The organism is Bosea sp. (in: a-proteobacteria), assembly GCA_023910605.1.
Classification (GTDB): Bacteria; Pseudomonadota; Alphaproteobacteria; order Rhizobiales; family Beijerinckiaceae; genus Allobosea.
In genome coordinates, this window is record JAAVVV010000001.1 from 903,410 (window position 1) to 924,652 (window position 21,243).

At 63.1% G+C, this 21,243-nt stretch carries 16 protein-coding genes and 5 pseudogenes; 17 read left to right on the forward strand and 4 right to left on the reverse strand.

The genetic code is table 11. The annotated features are described in order from the left end of the window. Positions 1 to 4: 4 nt before the first annotated feature. On the reverse strand, positions 5 to 1,147 hold the full coding sequence (locus HEQ16_04465; GenBank protein MCO4053309.1) for an ISAs1 family transposase: 1,143 nt from the start codon (positions 1,145 to 1,147) through the stop codon (positions 5 to 7). 251 nt (positions 1,148 to 1,398) lie between these two features. Here HEQ16_04465 and HEQ16_04470 point away from each other — a divergent pair, with 251 nt between their 5' ends. The 8 genes and pseudogenes from HEQ16_04470 to HEQ16_04505 all read left to right on the forward strand — a co-directional run bounded on the left by HEQ16_04470 (position 1,399) and on the right by HEQ16_04505 (position 9,149). Further along, the gene (locus HEQ16_04470; protein ID MCO4053310.1) at positions 1,399 to 2,223 is read left to right on the forward strand and encodes an SDR family oxidoreductase; all 825 of its coding nucleotides are present in this window, start codon (positions 1,399 to 1,401) and stop codon (positions 2,221 to 2,223) included. Positions 2,224 to 2,246: 23 nt separating this feature from the next. Further along, the gene (locus tag HEQ16_04475; protein ID MCO4053311.1) at positions 2,247 to 3,266 is read left to right on the forward strand and encodes a polysaccharide biosynthesis protein; all 1,020 of its coding nucleotides are present in this window, start codon (positions 2,247 to 2,249) and stop codon (positions 3,264 to 3,266) included. A gap of 1 nt (position 3,267) precedes the next feature. Then, positions 3,268 to 4,389 (forward strand): UDP-N-acetylglucosamine 2-epimerase (non-hydrolyzing), encoded by a 1,122-nt coding sequence (wecB, locus tag HEQ16_04480; protein ID MCO4053312.1) that lies wholly within the window; start codon positions 3,268 to 3,270, stop codon positions 4,387 to 4,389. 22 nt (positions 4,390 to 4,411) lie between these two features. Then, positions 4,412 to 5,542: a glycosyltransferase gene (locus HEQ16_04485; protein MCO4053313.1), complete on the forward strand. Its 1,131-nt coding sequence runs from the start codon at positions 4,412 to 4,414 to the stop codon at positions 5,540 to 5,542. Beyond that, positions 5,539 to 6,558: a glycosyltransferase gene (locus HEQ16_04490; protein ID MCO4053314.1), complete on the forward strand. Its 1,020-nt coding sequence runs from the start codon at positions 5,539 to 5,541 to the stop codon at positions 6,556 to 6,558. Before HEQ16_04485 ends, HEQ16_04490 begins: the two co-directional genes overlap by 4 nt. Positions 6,559 to 6,569: 11 nt before the next feature. Further along, the gene (locus HEQ16_04495; protein ID MCO4053315.1) at positions 6,570 to 7,472 is read left to right on the forward strand and encodes a glycosyltransferase family 2 protein; all 903 of its coding nucleotides are present in this window, start codon (positions 6,570 to 6,572) and stop codon (positions 7,470 to 7,472) included. A gap of 32 nt (positions 7,473 to 7,504) precedes the next feature. Next, positions 7,505 to 8,119: a glutathione S-transferase family protein gene (locus HEQ16_04500; GenBank protein MCO4053316.1), complete on the forward strand. Its 615-nt coding sequence runs from the start codon at positions 7,505 to 7,507 to the stop codon at positions 8,117 to 8,119. Between the two features lie 327 nt (positions 8,120 to 8,446). Continuing rightward, a pseudogene (locus tag HEQ16_04505) lies at positions 8,447 to 9,149 on the forward strand (IS21 family transposase). A gap of 146 nt (positions 9,150 to 9,295) precedes the next feature. Here HEQ16_04505 and HEQ16_04510 read toward each other — a convergent pair. Further along, positions 9,296 to 9,550 (reverse strand): annotated as a pseudogene (locus HEQ16_04510) (transposase). A gap of 239 nt (positions 9,551 to 9,789) precedes the next feature. After that, a pseudogene (locus HEQ16_04515) lies at positions 9,790 to 10,389 on the reverse strand (IS110 family transposase). Between the two features lie 83 nt (positions 10,390 to 10,472). Here HEQ16_04515 and HEQ16_04520 point away from each other — a divergent pair. Then, positions 10,473 to 11,539, forward strand: a protein-coding gene (locus tag HEQ16_04520) for an IS630 family transposase (protein MCO4053317.1) whose coding sequence is annotated in 2 segments (ribosomal slippage) — positions 10,473 to 10,959 and positions 10,959 to 11,539 — 1,068 coding nt in all. Because the reading frame shifts where the segments join, the coding sequence is not laid out codon by codon here. Positions 11,540 to 11,550: 11 nt separating this feature from the next. Here HEQ16_04520 and HEQ16_04525 read toward each other — a convergent pair. Beyond that, a pseudogene (locus HEQ16_04525) lies at positions 11,551 to 12,225 on the reverse strand (IS110 family transposase). A gap of 154 nt (positions 12,226 to 12,379) precedes the next feature. Between HEQ16_04525 and HEQ16_04530 the strand changes: the two are divergent. The 8 genes and pseudogenes from HEQ16_04530 (at position 12,380) to HEQ16_04565 (ending at position 21,161) form a co-directional block, all read left to right on the forward strand. Beyond that, positions 12,380 to 12,634: pseudogene (locus HEQ16_04530) on the forward strand (transposase). Between the two features lie 227 nt (positions 12,635 to 12,861). After that, entirely contained in the window at positions 12,862 to 13,839 is a 978-nt protein-coding gene (locus HEQ16_04535) for a glycosyltransferase family 2 protein (GenBank protein MCO4053318.1), read from the forward strand. Positions 13,840 to 13,847: 8 nt separating this feature from the next. Further along, on the forward strand, positions 13,848 to 14,639 hold the full coding sequence (locus HEQ16_04540; protein MCO4053319.1) for a GNAT family N-acetyltransferase: 792 nt from the start codon (positions 13,848 to 13,850) through the stop codon (positions 14,637 to 14,639). Next, positions 14,639 to 15,016, forward strand: a complete 378-nt coding sequence (locus HEQ16_04545) for a GtrA family protein (protein MCO4053320.1) — start codon at positions 14,639 to 14,641, stop codon at positions 15,014 to 15,016. The genes HEQ16_04540 and HEQ16_04545 overlap by 1 nt, the downstream gene beginning before the upstream one ends. A 41-nt stretch (positions 15,017 to 15,057) precedes the next feature. Then, positions 15,058 to 16,209 (forward strand): dTDP-4-amino-4,6-dideoxygalactose transaminase, encoded by a 1,152-nt coding sequence (gene rffA, locus HEQ16_04550; GenBank protein ID MCO4053321.1) that lies wholly within the window; start codon positions 15,058 to 15,060, stop codon positions 16,207 to 16,209. Next, entirely contained in the window at positions 16,206 to 17,042 is an 837-nt protein-coding gene (locus HEQ16_04555; GenBank protein ID MCO4053322.1) for a class I SAM-dependent methyltransferase, read from the forward strand. The genes rffA and HEQ16_04555 overlap by 4 nt, the downstream gene beginning before the upstream one ends. Next, entirely contained in the window at positions 17,039 to 19,108 is a 2,070-nt protein-coding gene (locus HEQ16_04560) for a hypothetical protein (protein ID MCO4053323.1), read from the forward strand. The genes HEQ16_04555 and HEQ16_04560 overlap by 4 nt, the downstream gene beginning before the upstream one ends. After that, positions 19,098 to 21,161: a hypothetical protein gene (locus HEQ16_04565; GenBank protein MCO4053324.1), complete on the forward strand. Its 2,064-nt coding sequence runs from the start codon at positions 19,098 to 19,100 to the stop codon at positions 21,159 to 21,161. Before HEQ16_04560 ends, HEQ16_04565 begins: the two co-directional genes overlap by 11 nt. Positions 21,162 to 21,243: the final 82 nt, after the last annotated feature.

Genomic DNA, 21,243 nt, shown 5'->3' on the forward strand with positions numbered 1-21,243 from the left:
CAGGTTAACGCGGTGAGGCATGGATGATCTGGGCGAGGGTGTTTGTGTTCCATCCAGCGGCTTTTCGGGCTGTTTTGATGGAGCGGTTTCCCTTTCCTGCGCGGACGAGGTTGAAGGCGAGCCTTCGCACGAGGGCCATGTTCTGCGCTCCATGACCGCGCCTGAGGCGTGATTGATCCTCCTTGAAGACGACATCGAGCACCCAGTGGAGGCTTTCGATGCCCCAATGGCTGCGAATGGCGGTTGCAGCGCGTTCGGGTGTGAGAAGGGCGGAGGAGATGAAGAACCGCGTCTCCCGGGAGGTCTTGCCCTGCCGTTCGACTTGTGTGGTGGCTCGCACGATGCTTCTGAGACGGTGGAAGCGATGCTCGCCGGGATGGCGTCGCCCGCCTTCCAGCCAGCCGATCTCATGGCTGACCGTGGTGGTACGGGTCTCGATGCGTCCATGATCCTTGTCGACGCTGATGCTGGTGGCGAGCCCTGTCGTGGCCGGATCGTCGAAATAGGCCGCGACCTCGTCGTGCAGGGTCGGCTGGTTGCGCTTGAGGGCCAGAAGATAGTCGCCTTCCTTGTCCGTGATCGCCTTGGCCATGGACGGGTTGGTGGCGATGGCGTCGATGGTGACGAGCGCGCCCTTGAGCGTCAGCCGCTCCAGGATTGCCAGCATGGCGGCGCATTCGTTGTCCTTGGCGTCCACGGCCTCCTGCGCCAGCACGAGGCGCTGGGTCGAGGCCCAGGCGCTGACCAGATGGATGGGGGGCAGACTGCGGCCAGCCTCGCCGCTGCGGCGCGCTGTCTTGCCGTCCAGCGCGATCAGGTCCGCCGCGTCCGGTCGCAGCTGCGTCGCCCAGGCCGTGAAGCAGGCCGCAAACAGCGCCGGATCGATCCGGTTCAGCACCACCCGCAGCCAATCCTCCTTGGGAGTGCCGAAGAAATACTCGGCATGCTCGCGCAGGAAAGGCAGATGCGCATCGCCCCAATCGGCGATCTCGTCATAGTCGTCGCAACCCGCGACAGACGCGCAGGTCACCAGAAAAAGCACTTCCGCAAGCGGATACTTGACCTTGCAGCTCTCGCGCGGGTCCCCGACGCGTCCGAAGTGATCCAGCAGAAGGCGCAACCGGTCCTTGACGAAAATCTGATCCATCGTTCGGGCTCCTGATCCGAGCCCGTTGAATCAGAAGCCATACTCCAAAGCTATCCCGTGCGCTCCGCCGTTAACCTGACAAAGTTGCCGTGGTCTCTCGGGATTTTGCTCGACAATGAGAGGGCGCTTGGATAGTTTGCGCAACGAACGGACAGGACTTGCGGATTGCTGATCGGGCAGGTAGCGCTTGCGCCGCCTCTCCGGCTGGAGATTGTACTTTGACACATGTTTTAGTTGTTGGGGCAGCCGGGATGCTCGGAAATGCCGCCTTCAGGCTGTTCAGTGCCTCGGATGGTTTTCAGGTCACCGGCACAGTGCGAGGCAGCAAGCCCGCGGAACTTGTTGAGACGACGGATGCGCGCCTCGTCACTGATATCAACGCCACCGATCAGGACCGGCTGGTCCGCCTCATGGGGGATGTTCGGCCCGATGTGGTGATAAACTGCGTCGGTGTCGTCAAGCAGCTGTCGGCGGCCAAGGATCCGCTGGTCTCTATCGCACTCAACGCGCTGTTTCCGCACAGGCTCGCCGAGCTGTGCGCGGTGGCCGGCGCCCGCCTCGTGCACATTTCAACCGATTGCGTCTTTGACGGGCGCAAGGGCGACTACACCGAAAGCGATCCCTCGAACGCTGAGGATCTCTACGGAAAGAGCAAGTTTCTCGGCGAGGTCGATTATTCGCATGCGGTCACTCTGCGGACCTCAATTATCGGCCACGAGCTCAATTCAGCCCATTCGCTGATCGACTGGTTCCTCAGCCAGCCCGGACCAAGCGTCAAGGGCTACCGCAAGGCCATCTACACCGGGCTGCCGACGGTGGAGATCGCCCGCATCATCCGCGATGTTGTCCTCCCAGACGCTGCGCTGTGCGGTGTCTGGCATGTTGCGTCCGACAAGGTCAGCAAATACGACCTGCTTAACATGGTGGCATCCACCTATGGCAAGGTGATCGAGATCGTGCCGGATGACGTGGTGGCCATTGACCGGTCGATGGATGGGTCGCGGTTCAGTGCCAGGACCGGCTATGTGGCGCCGCCCTGGCCGGAACTGGTTGCCCGCATGCATGCCGCACGCTGAAATCTGTACGTGTTTGAGAGATGATGAGAATGGACATTCGGGGAAAGACCCTTTTGATCACTGGAGGCACGGGCTCGTTCGGCAATGTGGTATTGCGGCGCTTTCTAAACGAAGGCATCGGCGAGGTGCGAGTGTTCAGCCGGGACGAGAAGAAGCAGGAGGACATGCGCCTGTCCCTCAGGAACGACCGCGTGAACTTCTACATCGGCGACGTGCGCGAGCCCCAGAGCCTCAAGGCGCCGATGCGGGGAGTGGATTTCATCTTCCACGCCGCGGCCCTCAAGCAGGTGCCGTCCTGCGAGTTCTACCCGATGGAAGCGGTGCGTACCAACGTGATCGGTGCCAGCAACGTGCTGGAGGCGGCAGTCGATGCGGACGCCAAGCGTGTCATTATGCTGTCGACTGACAAGGCCGTCTATCCGATCAACGCCATGGGAATGAGCAAGGCGATGATGGAGAAGATCACCATCGCGCGCGCCCGCCTGCTAGATGAGAGCGACACGACGCTCTGCGCGACGCGCTATGGCAACGTCATGGCCTCGCGCGGTTCGGTGATTCCGCTGTTCGTCTCGCAGGTGAAGGCCGGCCAGCCGATCACCATCACCGACCCGGGCATGACGCGGTTCCTGATGTCGCTGGAAGAATCAGTCGATCTGGTCATGTATGCCTGCCAGAATGCCCAGCAGGGCGACATCTTCATTAGGAAGGCGCCGTCCAGCACGATAGGCGATCTGGCTGAGGCCGTGATGCAGATCTTCGACAAGCGAGTGCCAGTCAACATCATCGGCACGCGCCACGGCGAGAAGCGCTACGAGTCCCTCGTCTCACGTGAAGAGATGGCACGCGCGATCGACAATGGCGGCTATTTTCGCGTGCCGCAGGATGGGCGCGATCTGAACTATGCCAAGTATTTCGTCGAGGGCGAAAGTAAAATCTCAAGATCCGATGATTACACTTCCGACAACACTGAGCGACTCGATGTCGAAGGCGTCAAGAAACTGCTGATGGGCCTCGACTACATCAAAAGCGAGCTAGGCTCCTGACATGCGCCGGGTCATGTCGATTGTTGGCACGCGCCCCGAACTGATCAAGATGTGCCGCGTCATCGCGCTGCTTGACGCGCATACCGATCACGTCCTTGTCCATACCGGCCAGAATTACGACTACGGTCTCAACGAGGTGTTCTTCAAGGATCTGGGCATCCGCCGGCCGGACCATTTCCTTGAAGCCGCAGGCGAGACGGCGGTGGACACGATCGCAGAGGTGCTGCGACGTTCCGACCGCGTCATGGCGGCGGTCAGGCCCGAAGCCGTACTGATCTACGGCGATACCAACTCGGGCCTTGCTGTGATCGCTGCCAAGCGGCGAAAGATTCCGGTTTTTCACATGGAGGCCGGCAACCGCTGCTTCGACCAGCGCGTGCCGGAGGAACTGAACCGAAAGGTCATCGACCATCTCGCGGACGTCAACATGACGCTAACCGAACATGCCCGGCGCTATCTGCTGGCGGAGGGCCTGCCGCCGGAGCTTACTTTTAACGTCGGCTCGCACATGGATGAGGTGCTCAGCCATTTCCGACCGCAGTATGAGGCGTCCGACGTGTTGCCGCGCCTCGGGCTGACAGAGAAGCGTTTCTTCGTCGTCTCCAGCCACCGCGAGGAGAATGTCGATAGCGACCGCAACCTGCGCGACCTCATCGATTCCCTCAACGGTCTGGCCGAGACCTATGACTGGCCGGTGATCGTCTCGACGCATCCCCGTACACGCAAGCGCCTGGAGAGTCTCGGCGACATGTTCCTCGACCGGCGCGTCCAGTTCCTGCCGCCATTCGGCTTCCACGATTACATCAAGCTACAGCTGACGGCAGCCTGCGTAATCTCTGACAGCGGCACCCTCACCGAGGAAAGCTCGCTGCTCGGTTTTCCCGCGGTCACCATCCGTCAGGCTCATGAGCGGCCCGAGGGCATGGATGAGGGGACTTTGGTGATGTGCGGGCTAGAACGGTCCGCCGTGCTTGACAGCGTCCGCTTCGTCATGCACGCCACGGTGGAACTTAAGGCACGTTCGGTTGGAGATTATGTTGCTGGGCCGGTCTCGCGCAAGGTCGTGGCCATCGTACTGAGCTATATCGACTACATCAATAAGACTGTCTGGCGAAAGCCATGACGCCTGGCGCGTGGGGATCGGGATGAGCCGGCTCACTGTCCTGCATGTCGCGCCTCACCTGGGGCAGGGCGGTGCGGAACGGCTGCTGTTCGAGCTGGCGCGGCAGCGCTGCGGCGAGACTGTACATCACATCGCCTTGATGCAGGATGAGGTGTTCTTTCCCCGCGCCGAGGTCAAAATCCATGACTTGGGGCTGAATCTTGGTCGTCGCTGGCAGGCGCTGCGGCGTTTGCCGGCGAGCCGCCAACGGTTGCGCGCATTGGTTGACGAACTCAAGCCGGATCTGATCCAGGGCTGGCTGTATTACGGTGCGCTTCTAACGCTGATGGTGCCGCGCCAGATCCCCCGAATCTGGTCTATCCACAACTCCACCTTTCCAGACCTGCGCGCCAATCCGTTGCTTCATTTGGTCGACCGGCTGCTGGCTCGTACCTCCCGGCGGGCGCAAGCTATTGTCTATTGCGCCCATGCCGCCCGAATTTTGCACGAACAGCACGGCTATGCGCCCGAGCCCGGGCTGGTGATAGAAAATGGCGTCGACACCGGATTGTTCCGGGCCAATCCAGAGCGCCGGCAGCGTACCCGCGCGGGGCTCGGGCTAGACGATTTGGCCTGCGCCGTCCTTCTCAGCGCCCGCAATGATCCGCAGAAGGACATCGCCAACTGCCTTGCGGCCTTTGCACTGTTTCGTCAGCGCCGGCCGCAAGCGGTGCTGCTGCTGGCTGGGCGGGGCATGGAGGCGGGCCATCCCGAGCTTGAAAGTCTTGTCGCCCACCATGGACTCGGTGACGCCGTCCGGCCTCTGGGACCAATCCGGGACATGGCGGCGCTGATCGATGCGGCCGATGCGGTGATGCTCGGATCCCGTTACGGCGAGGCCATGCCATTGGTGCTACTCGAAGCTCTGGTGATGCAAAAGCCGGTTGCGGCAACCGACGTCGGCGATGTGGCGCAGCTGCCATGCCCGCGTGCGGCGCTGGCCCCGCCGGCCAATTCTGCCGCGCTGGCCGATGCGCTGTCCTTTGCTGTGATGCGCGATCCCATCTGGGAGGCATGTTTCACGCAGGCGCGGGGACGCTATGGCATCGATGCGATGCTTCAGGCACATGCGCGGCTCTATCGCCGTCTCGTGGTCGGGGTAGGCGTCCAATGATCGGGCTCGACATCATCACTCCGGTCTACAATGGCGGCACATACATCGCCGAAACCGCCTGCTCGATCGCCGCCCAGTTGAAGACTGAGGACCGGTATCTGGTCGTCGATGACGGCTCGACCGACGATACAATTTCCCGCCTTGCCGCCGCCTGCCCGCGCGCCTTTATCCTGCAGCAGCCCAACGGCGGCGAGGTGGCAGCGGTCAATGCCGGCATAGCCCATCTCCTCGCGGCGGGGCCCGGCAACCGCGCGGGTCGTATCACCGGCATTGTTAACGCGGACGATCCCATTCTGCCTGGGCTGCTCGACGCGACACGGGCGGCCTTTGCAGCAGATCCGGCGCTAGATGCAGTCTACCCAGATTGGGTCAAGATCGATTCGGCGGGGCGCGAGATCGTCACCGTGCGCACACGCGAGTACGATTACAATGTGATGCTCGGCCAGCATTACTGCATCCCCGGCCCGGGGGCATTTTTCCGCCTTGGTCCCGCATTCAATGAGCCGGTGCGCGATGCGAAAGCCGCCCTCATTTCCGATTACGATTTCTGGCTGCGCTTCGGCCTGAACGGGGCCAGAATCCGACGCCTGCCGCAGGTGCTTGCAAGCTGGCGCCTACACCCCGGCGGCCTGACCCGGCGCAGCCAGGGCCCGACCCTTGCACGTCAGAAGATCGAGACTATCGAGCGGCTGCTGGCTCGCCCGGATGTGCCGACAGGGGTGCGGGCGCTGTCGGCCCAGGCGCGGAGCGCGGCCTATTACCACGCTGCCCTGGTGGGGCTGCGCGCCCCCGACGTGCCGGCCTTCCGTTATGCGCTGCGGTCCTACGCGATCAAGTGGCGCTGGAAGGGCAGCATCGACCATAGCCAGCGCCGGGCTCTGCGCCATCTCATCTATGCCGCGGCCCAGCCCGCATCGGGCTCGCTGCATGCGCTTGTCTCCCCCGTGCTGCCACGCGCCTATCGTTGGCAGAGCGTCGTGGACCAAACGTTCGGCGCAAACCGGCCCCAGCCCTGAGATCATTTCCGATGTCCACAACCCCGTATGTGAGCGTCATCATTCCGATGTTCGACCGCATCGGCTCGATTGGCCGCGCCATCGCCAGCGTTCAAGCTCAGACGCTGAACGATTTCGAGATCGTCGTTGTGGATGACGGATCGAGCGACGGCTCGCCCGAACGTGTCATGGCCATCGATGATCCTCGTATCAGCCTGATCCGGCGCACGCAGAACGGCGGAGCTTCGGCTGCCCGGAACAGCGGCATCGCCGCCGCGCGGGGAAACCTGATCGCGTTCCTGGATTCCGATGACGAGTGGCTGCCGCGCAAGCTTGAGGTGCAGGCAGCTCGACTCGCCGCCGCCCCTGAGGATGCGGGTGTGTCCTGCACCGGCGTCGAGATGCACCTGCTCGACCATGCCATTACCCGCCAGCAGCCGCTGGAGGACACCGACGACTGGGCTCGTCGACTCGCCATGGACTGCGATTTGAGCCCCGGCACGACGCAGTTGACGCGGCGCGGCATATTCGATGTCATTGGTCCTCTCGACGAGAAGCTGCCGCGGTTCGAGGATTGGGACTGGTTGATCCGCTACACCCGCAGGGGTCGGATTGTGGCGGTGCGCGATCCACTGGCGCGCGTCTATAATAGACGCGCCCGCCTGGGCGATGTGGTTGAGCTTTCAGCCATGCTGTTGCTTGTAAAACACGCGGATGTGCTTGCCGCGCTTTCCCCCTCCGACCGCCGGCAGGCGCTAGCCGATATCTGGCTTCAGGCGGCGGGAACCTACGCCTTTGAGGGCAAATGGTCCCGCATGGTCGGCCCGGCAATGACGGCGTTCTCGCATCGTCCGCTCCATACGATCGGCCGACTGGCGGCAGGCGGCCTTGCCGTGGCTCGGGGCCGGGCAAAATTTTATGTGGGGCGGGCATGAGCGCTGGCCCTGTTGCCTCTGAAGGAGATGCGATGATCCTGTTCTGTGCGCCAGCCTCTCCCTTTGCCCGCAAGGTGCGCATGCTGACGCGCCATCTCGGGCTCGCCGATCGAGTCGAGGAGCGCATCATCGACACAGCAGCCCCGCCGTCCGCATTTCTTTGCGCCAATCCCCTCGGTAAGATCCCGACGCTGGTGACCCCCACCGGGCCCCTGTTCGATTCTGCGGTGATCGGTGCATATCTCGACAGCCTCGCCGGCGACCCGCTGACCCTACCCGGGGAGGATCGCTTTGCGCAGATGGCCTATGAATCGCTTTGCGACGGCATCATCGAGGCGATCGTCCTGCAGGTTTACGAACAGCGCTGGCGTGCGGAAGATCGGCGCGAGCCGCGCTGGATAATGCATCAGGGTGCAAAAATCGAGCGCGGGCTGAAGCAGGCCGCCGTCATTGTGAACCGTGCCAGCCATCGCCTGCAGCGCGGCGATTTCGCGCTGGCTGCCGCACTTGGTTACCTCGATCTGCGGTTTGCCGGTTCATGGCGGGCGGACCACCCCGTATTGGTGGGCTGGCATGAGTCGTTCGCCGCTGCCGTGCCGGCCTTCGAGGCGACGCGCCACCGCGATCCTGCACCGCCTGTCATCTGAAGCCCTAGCACTGCTGTGGCAGACCAACAAAGCGCGTGTACCAGCTGCAGCGTGAACATGTCACCAACAATAAAAACACTCTCTGAGTTTACAATATCTTGTCGCCCGTGAAGAATGCGTTTCAGGCGCTTTGAGGCGCGATTGACGGTTTGCATGTTCGTCTGAAGGGTAAGCCTTGTTCCGAGGGCACTTTTTTGACGTGGGATGAGCGGGCTGTTGATTTGCATTGAGAACTGACCCGGGAGGTCGACAAGTTTCCACTGAGATTTGACCCATGTTCTGAGCTTTGCCCTGGCGTTTGCGTCGGGAGAACATGCAGTGATCGAAATGGCATTATTGAGCGTGATCGGGCGCTATCATTTTCGCGATGGGATGCCGATCCGGGAGATCGAGCGGCGGACGGCACTGTCGCGCAACACGATCCGGAAGTATCTGCGAGCAGGCGATGTGAAGCCGCGGTTCAAGGTTCCGGACAGGCCCAGCCAGTTGGACGCGTTCGCGGGCAAGCTGACGGCCTGGCTGCGGGTCGAGGTTGGCCGGTCCCGCAAGCAGCGGCGCACGGCTAAGCGGATGCATGCCGATCCTGTGGTGCTGGGCTATGGCGGCTCCTACAACCGCGTTGCAGCCTTCGTGCGAGCTTGGAAGGCAGCGCGAGGCGCAGGCCAGCAGCCGCGGCACATTCGTGCCTCTGATCTTCGCGCCGGGCGAAGCGTTCCAGTTCGACTGGAGCGAGGATTGGGCGGTGCTGGGCGGCGAGCGTACGAAGCTTCAGGCGGCGCACACCAAGCTCTCGCACAGCCGGGCCTTCAGCGTGCGGGCCTATCTGCTGCAGACATACGAGATGCTGTTCGATGCGCTGAACGAGGCGTTCCGCGTGCTGGGCGGGGTGCCGCAGCGCGTCATCTTCGACAACATGCGCACAGCAGTCGACCGGATCGGCGCCGGCAAGACTCGGCAGGTCAACGCGCGGTTCGCGGCAATGGCGAGCCAATATCTCTTCGAGCCGGAGTTCTGCAATCCGGCGTCGGGATGAGAGGAGGGCATGATCGGCCCCCACTGAGTGGTCCGATTGGAATGTTAGTGCATTGACGGCCTCGACGCCATCGCGGGCGGTGGTCGGCTTGCCGATGGATGGGTTTGCGCTGCAGCCTGTGCAGCCATGGCAGGCACAAAGCCCTCCGGGGCCGGTGGTTTGTATCCGAGCGATCCGTGCGGGCGCTCGGTGTTGTAGTGTCGCCGCCAGCTCTCGATAACGATCTTCGCCTCGGCGAGCGAGTAGAAGATCTCTCCATCGAGCAATTCATCCCTCAGGCGGGCGTTGAAGAACTCGATGAAGCCGTTCTCCCAGGGCGATCCCGATGTGATTTAGATGATCTTGGCCCCGACCGCCGTGATCCACTTCTGAACGGCCATCGCGACGAACTCCGGGCCATAGCACGTCGGGAAGCGTTGGCGGCTTTTGGCCAGCAGGTCTCGATGCGCCGACGACGATCGGCGCTGCATGCAATCTGAGCCAGATGGCTTCCACCGTCAACGGGATCGCTCCCTGCCATAGCAAACACAGGATCCAGCGGCGCCTGAGCAGCCGTGGTCCTCGCGATCCTTAAGATGAGATACGCACCCAGGTGGAAGGCCCGAACATTATCTACAGGGTCGCTCGACACGCGCCCTTACGGCACTTGCAGAGAGGGGTCCTTCCACCTGGCGTCCGACCGCTCGAGGAACGGTCGGTACTCTGTTCCCGTCTTGACAACGGCGTGAGCCACGCGCGCCATCTTGGCGGTGAGTGCCGTCATTGCCTTGCGGCGACGGTCGGCATCGTCCGCGTGCCCGGCGACGTATCGTCCGAGCTTGTCGCGGAAGCTGTTGTCGCGCTGACGCGCGGCGACCTGGGCGGCTATCCAGAAGGTCCGGCGCAGGCGCGCGTTGCCGTACTTGGACAGCTTGGTGCGACCGCGGAACACGCCCGACTGACAGGTGGCGAGATCGAGGCCACAGAACTTCAGGAACTGGCGATGGTGGCTGAAGCGGCGCAGATCGCCGGCCTCGGCGAGGATGGTCAGCGCGTTGATCGGACCAATGCCTGGGATGTTGCGCAGCAGCTGGTAATCGACGTGGTCGGCGAGCCTGGCATGAGCCAGCCGCTCGATCTCGGCACGTTGGTGGATCAGGCTGCGGCCCTGCGCAATGACCACGCGGAACATGGTGATGGCCGCCGATGTCTCCGGCACCGGCAGCGCGACCGAAGCGCAGGCCGTCTCGTAGATGTCATACCAAAGGCCCTTTGACCTGACTCACCGAGGGTTCCCAAACTGACTGCGGCGTGATTCAAAGTGCGTGGAGGACCCACGCCATGCCGAAGGTTGTCGAGATCAAGCCGAGCCATACTCCCGCCGAGCTGCGCCGCCTGGCGGCATCGGGCAAGGATGCGAACCAAAGTCGACGATTGCTGTCCATCGCTGCGGCGCTGGACGGGATGAGCCGGGCGGAGGCCGCCAAGATCGGCGGCATGGACCGCCAGACGCTACGGGACTGGGCGCATCGGTTTAATGAGCAAGGCCCTGCCGGGTTGAAGGACAACCGTCGCCGGGGGAACCCAAGACGTCTGTCGCAGGCGCAACTGGTGGAGCTGTCCGAGATCGTCGAGACCGGCCCCAACCGCGCTGTAGACGGCGTGGTGCGCTGGCGGCGGATCGACCTGCAACGTGTCATCGCGGACAAGTTCAAGATCGCGTATCACCAGCGCAGCATCGGCAAGCTGCTGAAGCACCTGGGCTTCTCGCACATCAGCGCCCGGCCACGGCATCCCGGGCAAGATGGCGAGGTCATCGCGGCTTTTAAAAAAACTGGCCCAACACGCTCGCGGCGCACATCAAGGGCGTGACGCGCAAGACGAAGATCGAGATCTGGTTTCAGGATGAGGCCCGCATCGGCCAGAAGAACGGGCTCGTCCGGCAATGGGCGAGGCGCGGCACAAGACCTACCCAGCCTGCCGACCAACGCTATGAGAACGCCTATCTCTTCGGTGCCATCTGCCCCGAAAGAGGCGTGGGCGCGGCCCTCGCTTTGCCCCATGCTGACACCGACATGATGCAACTGCATATCGACGAGATATCCCTGCACGTCGCCAAAGGCGCTCATGCCGTGCTGCTGCTGGATCGAGCCGGATGGCACATCACCGGCGACCTGAACTGGCCGAAGAACATCACGCCGATCCTGCTGCCCTCGCGCGCGCCGGAACTGAACCCCGTGGAGAATATCTGGCAGTATCTGCGTGCCAACTACCTCTCGAACCGCGTCTTCGAGACATACGCCGACATCATCAATGCAGCCTGCGAGGCCTGGAACAGGCTCACCGAAAGGCCCGACGTCATCACATCAATCGGGATGCGCCACTGGGCGCAAACAGGTCAGTTGTAAGGGCCGTTAGTATCATTGATAAGGCGTGCCTTTGAGACCTTGCGGCCGATGAGCGGCCAAGCCGCGGCGGAGAACGTCCCGCGGTCGAGCGCGGTGATGCTGGCGGGCGTCGGGAATCGCTCGGGGATCGCGAGGAACCAGTCGGACCGGCTATTGCCGGCGAAGCGGGCGATCTCGGGGAAGTACAGCGGCAGGTAGTGGGTCAGGATGCGATGCCAGGTCTGCGTCTTCATTTTGGAGATCGTCTCGTGGGTTTTCGACAGCTCCTGGAGATCGTTGATGCCGGCGGCGAGCGGGTCGACATAGCGTTGTGTGGCGCCGATCCGCAGCATGTGCAGGATGACCTGCGCGTCCTTGGGATCATTCTTATCCCAGCCATTGTACAGCGCCTCCCTCGTGCGGGCGAGCGCGACCGAGGAGATGAGACGCAGCTCGAACCCCGCAGTGAGCAGCCAGTGCGCGAGCGTCCGGTGGTAATTGCCGGTCGCCTCGAACCCGACCACGACAGGCCGGCCGATGGCCGCGAGCTGCTCGGCGAGCCCGTCATAGTCCGCCTTCGTCGCCAGCACCGTCATGCGCCGGCGCCGTCCGCCTTCGCGATGCTCGATTAGCACCTCTTGACGGTTCTTCGCCATGTCGATCGCTATCAGCACGGCGTTGGCGGGTGTAGAAGAGAGTTTGGTCATGGTCGGTTGGCCTCCAAGGTGTTGTCTCGACAACCTCACTTTAGAGACCTGCCAGCCGGCCGTGGCTTGCCCTGATGGAGCCTTCGGCCGCTTCGCGGCCTTGTCTCCATCAGGGCTTTGGCGGCTTCCGAACCAACGCTTCCCGACGTGCTATGGCCCGGAGTTCGTCGCGATGGCCGTTCAGAAGTGGATCACGGCGGTCGGGGCCAAGATCATCTAAATCACACCGGGATCGCCCTGGGAGAACGGCTTCATCGAGTTCTTCAACGCCCGCCTGAGGGATGAATTGCTCGATGGAGAGATCTTCTACTCGCTCGCCGAGGCGAAGATCGTCATCGAGAGCTGGCGGCGACACTACAACACCGAGCGCCCGCACGGATCGCTCGGATACAAACCACCGGCCCCGGAGGGCTTTGTGCCTGCCATGGCTGCACAGGCTGCAGCGCAAACCCATCCATCGGCAAGCCGACCACCGCCCGCGATGGCGTCGAGGCCGTCAATGCACTAACATTCCAATCGGACCACTCAGTGGGGGCCGATCCTGCCCCCGTGGAGTCAATCCCAATCCTATTTGAAGGCGGCCCCCAAGCCTGTTATGCTTCCACACCCGTCTTTAGGTACCAAAAGAGGTTTGGAATGACAGTTCAGGCTATCACTCTATCCGTTGTCATTCCTGTCTATCGCGCGGAAGCAACCCTCGAAACGCTATACTTCCAATTGATCGAAACACTTCCCATTTTAGCCACTGACTACGAGATCATATTTGTTGAAGATGGCGGGAAGGATGGATCGTGGTCGGTAATTTCGCGGCTGGCTTCGGCCAATCCGAACGTGCGCGGGCTGCGCATGAGCCGGAACTACGGCCAGCACAATGCTCTCCTCGTCGGTATTCGGGCGGCTCGACATGATCTGATCCTGACCATGGACGATGATCTCCAACACCCAGTGACGGAGATTTCCACACTGCTGGCGGAGCTTGGCGACAACGATGTCGTCTATGGGGCGCCGCTGAAGGAGCAGCACGGGCTGTTGCGGAACCTTGCAACCCGCCTCACCAAGATCGCCTTGGCGGAGGCAATGGGGCCCGAGACCGCGCGCAGCGTTAGCGCCTTCCGAGTCTTCCGCACCCGGCTGCGCGATGGCTTCGCAAATTACCGCAGCCCGTTCGTTTCCATCGACGTGCTGCTCACTTGGACGACCAGCGCTTTCGCTGCAGTTCGGGTGAAACACAACCCGCGTACCGAAGGGGTTTCGGGCTACACCTTACGCAAGCTGATCCAGCACGCGGTCAACCTCATGACCGGTTTCACGACGCTTCCGCTGCAGCTGGCAAGCTTAGTCGGCTTTGCCTTCGTGCTGTTTGGCCTCATCATCCTTGGCGTCGTCCTGTTGAACTATCTCATTCGGGGCGGCGTGGTTCCTGGCTTTGCCTCGGTAGCCTCGCTGATCGTCATCTTCTCCGGCGCTCAGCTTTTCGCACTCGGCGTCATTGGCGAATATCTTGCGCGGATGCACTTCCGCAGCATGGATCGCCCCGCCTACTTCGTCGCCGAAACCCTTGGCGATCAGAATGCCGCCCCGCAGCCTCTGGCTGCGATGGCGGTCGTGGGCTGAGCTTTCACATGTTCTCTGTGACGGAGGAGCAGTTCGCGGGTCCCGATCTCGTGCTGCGTGCCCACTTGGCCCCCTGGGACCGCCCCATATTGCGGGTCGGGACAGCGGCGATCACTGACCTTTGCCTGCTTGATCCGCAGGGCTTGGAGCAGGGCTGGAGCGCCTTCAGAGACTGGTGCGATCGCAACGAGGTTGGCTTGGTTGTGGCGCGTCTGGCGCATGAGCGCATCGCCGAGAGTGGCTTCCTCGAAGCGCGAGGCTTCCGCTTCATTGAACTGAACTACCGGCCGCTAGTTACTGACCTTAGCCGCTTCCCTTCCGAGGCCGATCTAGCCATCGAGCCCGCCACCCTCGCGGAGCAGGATGAAATCCGCGGCATCGCTCAACAAGTTTTCGAGGCGGGCCGCCTGCACCTCGACCCACTCGTCGGGGCCGAAATCGGCAACCGCCGCTATGCCGGATGGGCGGAGAGCGCGTTCCACAACCCTGCACAGCGGGTCATGAAGTGCTGCCTCGACGGGCGGATCATTGCCTTCTTCGTGGTAGAGCAATCCACGCCGCAGCGCTGCTTCTGGTCACTCGTCGGGTTGGCGCCGGGTCTGGCGGGGCAGGGGCTTGGGCGGCGGGTGTGGCAGGCGATGCTTGCGCAGCACGCGGCCGAGGGAATGTCGGAGGTCGAAACCAGCATTTCATCGCACAACAGCGCAGCCCTCAACCTATACGTCTCCCTCGGATTCCGCTTTCCTCCGCCGGCAATCACCCTTCACTGGTGCCCCCGCGGGCCTCTCCGGCCGGACTGATGAAGAATGCTTGGCGCGTTCTTCGCTTCCTGGCCGTGGGGAGCGTGGTAAACATCGTCTTCTACGGATTGTACTTGCTATTCACGCTCGCTGGAGGGTCACCGCTCGCCGCGATGACCGTCACCTATTGTGGAGCGGTGCTAGCCGGCTTTCTGTTGAACCGGCGGATCACCTTCTCCGACAGGAATATCCATGATGGCGCCTTGTTGCGGTATTGCGCGGCGTACGGATTTGGCTTCTTCACCAATCTCACCATCCTATGGCTGTTCGCGGAACGGCTCGGTTACTCACACGAGATTGTGCAAGCGCTGGTAACGTTCATCCTTGCCATCATGCTTTTTTTGATGCAAAAATATTGGGTGTTTCCAGGCAGATGAGCCGCCGGTGCCCCGCCCAAAGGGCCGGGAAAAGCAGGACCATGACCATTCGAATTCCGTTCAATAAGCCCTGCGTGGTGGGTGCCGAGATTGTACATTTGCAAGAGGCGATCGCAGGCGGGCATGCGAGCGGGGATGGACCGTTCACCAAACGAGCCGAGCGCTTCATAGAGCAAGAATTCGGCGCGCATCGAGTGCTGCTGACTACCTCATGCACGGCAGCGCTGGAGATGGCGGCGCTGCTGTGCGACCTGGGCCCTGGGGACGAAGTCATCATGCCCTCTTACACATTTGTCTCCACCGCAAATGCCGTCGCGCTACGCGGCGCGACGCCTGTGTTCGTAGATGTTCGCTCCGACACGCTCAATCTTGATGAACGTCTAATCGAGCGTGCGATCACGCCGCGCACCAAGGCAATCATGCCCGTCCACTACGCCGGTATTGCCTGCGAGATGGATGAGATCATGGAGATCGCCGCCCGCCATGACCTGTTCGTCATCGAGGATGCAGCGCAAGGCGTATTCGCGCGCTACAAGGGCCGCTGGCTCGGCACAATCGGCCACCTTGGCTGCTACTCTTTCCACGAGACAAAGAATTTTTCCTGTGGAGAAGGCGGCGCCCTGGTTGTCAACGATCCAATACTTCTGAAGCGTGCGGAAATCCTGCGAGAGAAGGGAACCAATCGTAGCCAGTTCTTGCGCGGGCAGTCGGATAAATACACCTGGGTGGACCTCGGCTCCTCCTACGTCTTGTCAGACATGCTCGCCGCATTTCTGCTGGGCCAGCTTGAAAACATGAAGCCGATCACGGCCCGACGCGCAGCTCTCCATGCGGCCTATGTCGCGGGCTTCGCCTCGCTCAAGCAGGCGGGTCTCGTCAGCCTGCCGCATTCGCCCGCGCATTGCGATGGCAATCATCACATGTTTTACCTCCTTACGTCAGATGTCGAGGAGCGCACGGCGCTGATCGCCCACCTGCGCGAACGCGGCGTCCTGGCCGTGTTCCATTATGTGCCGCTGCACTCCTCCCCCTTTGCCCGCCAGATTGGGTTGCCCGACGTTCGGTTGCCTGCGACGGATGAAAACAGCGCTCGACTTGTGCGGCTGCCGATTTACTATGATCTGTCTGATGAGGACCAAACGGTTGTTATCGAGGCGGTTCGTGATTTCTACAGCTCGCGGATGCCTGGATGATAGCGGCCCATGCGGTTGTTGCCGCAACATCGGCGCTCGAACTCGGCCCGCAGGGCATCTGGTTCGCGCATAGCAGCGTTCCCGTATCCTATCCGGAAGACGCCAATGCGCTCTTTCGGGAAATTGAAGACCGGTCGTTCTGGTTCCTGCACCGTAATCGTTGCCTCGCGCATCTTGCGCGTCGCTTCCGGCCGGACGGCCCCTTCTTGGACATCGGGGGAGGAAACGGGTTCGTCGCGAAGGCACTCGTCGCGGAGGGTGTGGACTGCGCCCTGCTCGAACCCGGCGTGGAAGGCGCGCTTGCTGCTCATGCGCGCGGCATTTCACCCGTTATCTGCGCTCGCATCGAGGATGCCGCGCTCCCATCGCAAGCTTTCAGCGGTGTCGGCATGTTCGACGTCCTTGAGCATATCGAGGACGAAGCCGGCGCCCTGGCCGAAGTGCAGCGTCTGCTGCGACCCGGTGGTCGCCTTTTCCTGACCGTGCCGGCCTACCAGGCGCTCTTCTCCCGGGAGGACCAGGACGCCGGGCACTTCCGGCGTTACAATCTGCCAGGCCTCGAACGGGTTCTTGAGGCGGCTGGTTTCCGATCGCAATTTGCCACTTATCTCTTTGCGCCCCTTCCGCTCCCCGTATTCTTGTTGCGCACCCTGCCATCGCGCCTGGGCTTGCTGGGGCCCTCAAGCGCGGCGCGCACGGACGGAGAGCATACGCCAGGCGGCGCTTTCGGTTGGACGATGGAAAAGCTGCTGAAGTTTGAAGCGCGTCGCATTGAGGCTGGCGGCACAATCCCCTTCGGCACCAGCTGCCTCGTGGTGGCGGATCGGCCGTGAGGCATCCGCTGCGCGGGCGCCGCCGGCTGCCGTGGCTTTTGATGTCGCCTTGGCCCATCCTCGCAGGCCTTTCGACCGCCGCCTTGGGCGGTTGGGGCGCCTTTGCGGCGGCCAATACAGCCGGTGCGTTGTTCTTCTATCAGATGTTCACACCTGAGGCCTTGGTCGCGGCCTGCGGCCTGGGCTTCCGGCGCCCCGATGCCTTGTCGCCGGAAATGGCGCAGTTTCTTTTGCACCGTACCTTGCCGGCCTTCGACTGTGCCAGCATCGCGGTAGATCGGCTTGGGCCGCCGGGTTTCTTTCACGGCATGCAGCTCTATATGGGAATCAGTGCAGCGGCCCTCTGGTCGGTGCTCGGGATCACTCAATCGTCCATGCTGCCGCTCGCGGCGGTCTTCGGTGCGGCATACGGGGCGGGGGGATTTGTGCTGGCGCGGCTGTTCCTGCCCTGGCCGCTGGCTGCCCTGGCAGGAACGATCATCGCGCTGTCACCTGTGGCTCTCACCCAGGTATTCCTTCTGCGCGATTTCTCGAAGGGGCCCTTCTTCCTGTGGGCGCTGGTGCTGCTCGTGCTCACGCTTCGCGCGCGGCCGGGGCCGGCGGCGCTGGCCTGCGGCGTGGGGGCAGGATTGGTCGTGGGGGTCGGCTTCGGGTTCCGCTCCGACCTGGCCCTCCTGCTGCCGCTCGGCGCGCTGGTGATGATCATCGCAGCGCAGGGCAGCGTTCTTGCCCGGTTTCATCCTGTCGCGGGCTTTGCCGCCGCCTTCCTGGTTGCCGCCTCGCCAATACTGGTGCAGGGGCTGGGCTCCGCCGCAGGTTTCCTCGCGATCCAGGGGGCTACGGAGCCATTCCGCGCCTTTGCCATGCTGCGGCCAGCGCCCTATGCACTGGGCCATGCCTATCTGGATGAGTTGACCCTGAGCGGCGTTGCCGCCGCCGAGCGTCCCTCACGTCCAGGCTGGGATGCGAATGAGGGCCAAGCCGGCTATCAGCCCAGCCAGGCGATTACCCTGTCGACCAAGCACCTGCTCGGCTGGGCACCTCTGTTCGCGGCTGACTTCATGGCTCAGGCGCTGAAGTCTACCGCCTGGATCCTCGGTTTTCCGGCCATGACTGCGGCAGGACGCCTGCCTCCCGACCCTGGTGGGCCGGTCAGGCTCGCGGTCCCAGCCGTGCAATGGCAAGATCCCCTCTTTTACGGCCACCTCGCTCAACCTTGGATGCCTGCGCTGGGCGCCGCGGGCGTGTTCGCCTGGCTGCTCCTGGCCGCATCGCGCAGCGGCCGGGAGGCGGCGGGCCTCGCCTTGCTGCTGGTTACCCTCCTGGCATACCCGGGCATACAGTTTTCCACACGCCACGCTTTCCATCTGGAATTCATCTGGGTAATAGGCTTGCTCTCCATTCCGCTTGCCCTGTGGCGCTGGCGCATGCTGGCGCCGGTGTTCGTATCCTTCGCCGCGACCACGGCCTTGGCCCTGGGCGCAGTCGGGGTACTTTACATGGGTCTGGCGCAGGTGCAGCAGCGCCTCCTCACCAAGGCCTTTGCCGAATTGCTCGCGCATCCACGCGAGCCGATCGCCGCCGTCCGACAGGAGAACCCCGATGGCACGATCCTTTGGCGAGTGCCCGTCCCGCCGGAGGGACAGGCACTCATCGATGCGCCACCCGACGCCATGACCGTGCGCCTGCCCGAGGTCGGCATCCAGCATGACGTGCGCGCACATGCCAACCGGATGTTGCTTGTCCTTGAAGGGGCGGATTGTCCGCAACTCCCCGCCTCCGTTGGCCTCGTCTACGCGCATCGGCCCGAGGTCTGGCAGAAGCTTGATTCGCAGATCAGCTTGGCGCCCGGGGCCACGGCGGTGTTTCCGGCTTTCTACCGGGGCACCCAGCATTTTGAGGGGCTGCAGCTTCCCGCCTCCCACGCTCGATGTGCGGTCGCTCTCACCGCTCTGCCCTTGACGGGCCCGCTTCCCTCTGTGCTCACGGCCGTCTTGCCGGTAAACTGGCACAGCTTGCCGCTTCGGAAGGGACTGGGCGGGTTCGGACTTAGACATGAACCCTGACGCCACGACGCGCGATTGGCTTTGGGGGGGCGCCTCGATCACGGTGTCGCTGCTCCTCCTCTGGGTGACCCTTCTGCTGGCGCATCCCGTCGCCTGGCAGGGGGCGCTGCTGCTGTCCTACGTGCTGGCCTTCAACGCATTACCCGGTGCTGCCGCCCTGGCTTGGTGGGATCCACGCGGTGCCCGCAGGAGCGGGTGGCTTGCGCTGATGGTGTTGCCGGTCGGGCTTGCTGTGAACCTGTTGGCGGTCCTGCCGGCCTGGCTCCTTGGTAATGCGGCCCCCCTTTTGGCGCTGCCGGTGCTTGCCACGGCCTCGTTGGTGTTGGCTTACCGGCGCGGCTGGCGCCCTGCCGGCCCGCCCCACTTCGCCTGGTGGCCTCTGACGACGGTTTTCCTTTGCCTCTCCAGCTTCATGGGCATGGCCAATGTGCTGGCGGGCGATACGGACTGGGCCTTCTCGTTCCACTCCGCCTTCCAGGGCAACATCGTCCGCGGCCTTGAGGGCGGGTGGCCGCCGCGCAACCTCCTGCTGCCGGGCGTGGACTGGTCCTACAATTATGGTGCGCATCTCTGGGTGCTGGGAGTGGCACGCATCACCGGCCTGCCGCTGGATGCGTTGGTGGCGCGCCACGCACCGTTGGTCTTCGCCTTCGCGGCCGCAGGGGCGATGCTGGCCGTTGGGCAGAGACTGCTTGGCCTGTATTGGTGGGCAGCGGCGCTGTCGCTCCTTGGGGTTTTCTGGATCGTCGGCATTCCGCCGATCGCGGGGCAGGTCTTTGCCACCTTCATGCCCTTCAGCGGGGTCCTCCTGCTTTCGCCTTTCCTCGCCGTGGCGCTCTTCCTCGTGACGTTGTGGGTGCTGACCCACGAACAAGAGGCGAGTCCGCTGGGCCGGGCGATCGTGCTTGTGCTGCTCATGCTCCTGCTCACCGGTGCCCGCGCTGTGGCGCCGCCCGTACTTCTTTGCGCGCTGGGCTTGCATCTGCTGGTCGCCGCCTGGGGCACGCGCCGCATCCCATGGCACCTGCTTGTCGACCTAGCGGCTTGCATCGTCGGCTTAGCGCTTGGCTGGGTGCTGTTCTTCAACCCTGGCGGTGGGCTGAACGGCCTTGGCTTCGTCCATTTCAACGGGCACCCGTTCAAGTATCTCACTGCCCCAACGCAATACCTGCTTACCGTTCCGCACATGCTGATGGCGGCGGGCCTGCCGCCCTTGCCGAGTGGCGCCGTGGCGTTCGTGGCCATCGCGCTGTTCCAGACTTCCTTCTTGCTTCCCGCACTCTGGGCCGGGCTGGAGAGCTTGACGCGGAGCAAGCCAGCGTTGTTTCTGGTGGGTGCTGCGATCGCGGGCATTTTCGCCGTCTTCCTATTCGAGGCGCCCGGCTACAGTCATTTTTCCTTTCTCAACTTCGCCAATGTTTCGCTGTGCATGCTGGGTGCGTTGGGCTTCCAGCGTCTGATCACGCGGGTGACGGGCGGGTGGCGGGCCATTCCACTGGCGCTCGTGGGGGGGCTTCTGCTGGTACATTTGGCGCAGTTGCGCGGCCCCGGAGCGCAGTGGCTGGTGTCGGAGGCCCCGCGCCGCTTAGCCGCCGCGCTCGCGGGGGGCACCGAAGCCCTTCATACCTCCGTCGCATCCTGCCTGGACCCGGCCGACGCCGCGCTGATGCATCCTGTGCAGATGAGCCAGGACGCCACCGTTATCTTCGTCCCACGCCTCGCGACGGGCACCTTTTACTGCCGCACGTTCTGGGCGCTCGTATATGCGCCGGCCCAGGGCATGAGCAACTACGCCCTGACGTTTGTGCCCGGCCGGGCCTCTAGCGGACTCTCACGTGTGCTTATGGAGCGTTCTGCAGAGATGAATGCGGCCATGGACGCAGCGGCCCGGAAGGGCGATCTCGCGATGTCGCACATGCTCGCGCTCGCCATGTCCCTTCCTCCAGGCGGAAACATCTTCATCATGGCTGACCGCACCCTCCTGCCTGACCTGCCGGAACGTGTGGAGGCTGTTGGAACAGGCGCGCACTTCCTGCTCTGGCGCGTGCGCTGAGCGTCCAAGCTTGAAGCAGGCTATGCTTCGGACTCATTGATTCGCTGGCTGTGACGCAGCCGGGCGTGCTTCAGGCTAAGGC

Bases quoted from the DNA above. Each gene is read 5' to 3' on its own strand.
- HEQ16_04465 (MCO4053309.1), bottom strand. From the start codon at position 1,147: ATGGATCAGATTTTCGTCAAGGACCGGTTGCGCCTTCTGCTGGATCAC.
- HEQ16_04470 (MCO4053310.1), top strand. From the start codon at position 1,399: ATGCTCGGAAATGCCGCCTTCAGGCTGTTCAGTGCCTCGGATGGTTTT.
- HEQ16_04475 (MCO4053311.1), top strand. From the start codon at position 2,247: ATGAGAATGGACATTCGGGGAAAGACCCTTTTGATCACTGGAGGCACG.
- wecB (MCO4053312.1), top strand. From the start codon at position 3,268: ATGCGCCGGGTCATGTCGATTGTTGGCACGCGCCCCGAACTGATCAAG.
- HEQ16_04485 (MCO4053313.1), top strand. From the start codon at position 4,412: ATGAGCCGGCTCACTGTCCTGCATGTCGCGCCTCACCTGGGGCAGGGC.
- HEQ16_04490 (MCO4053314.1), top strand. From the start codon at position 5,539: ATGATCGGGCTCGACATCATCACTCCGGTCTACAATGGCGGCACATAC.
- HEQ16_04495 (MCO4053315.1), top strand. From the start codon at position 6,570: ATGTCCACAACCCCGTATGTGAGCGTCATCATTCCGATGTTCGACCGC.
- HEQ16_04500 (MCO4053316.1), top strand. From the start codon at position 7,505: ATGATCCTGTTCTGTGCGCCAGCCTCTCCCTTTGCCCGCAAGGTGCGC.
- HEQ16_04535 (MCO4053318.1), top strand. From the start codon at position 12,862: ATGACAGTTCAGGCTATCACTCTATCCGTTGTCATTCCTGTCTATCGC.
- HEQ16_04540 (MCO4053319.1), top strand. From the start codon at position 13,848: ATGTTCTCTGTGACGGAGGAGCAGTTCGCGGGTCCCGATCTCGTGCTG.
- HEQ16_04545 (MCO4053320.1), top strand. From the start codon at position 14,639: ATGAAGAATGCTTGGCGCGTTCTTCGCTTCCTGGCCGTGGGGAGCGTG.
- rffA (MCO4053321.1), top strand. From the start codon at position 15,058: ATGACCATTCGAATTCCGTTCAATAAGCCCTGCGTGGTGGGTGCCGAG.
- HEQ16_04555 (MCO4053322.1), top strand. From the start codon at position 16,206: ATGATAGCGGCCCATGCGGTTGTTGCCGCAACATCGGCGCTCGAACTC.
- HEQ16_04565 (MCO4053324.1), top strand. From the start codon at position 19,098: ATGAACCCTGACGCCACGACGCGCGATTGGCTTTGGGGGGGCGCCTCG.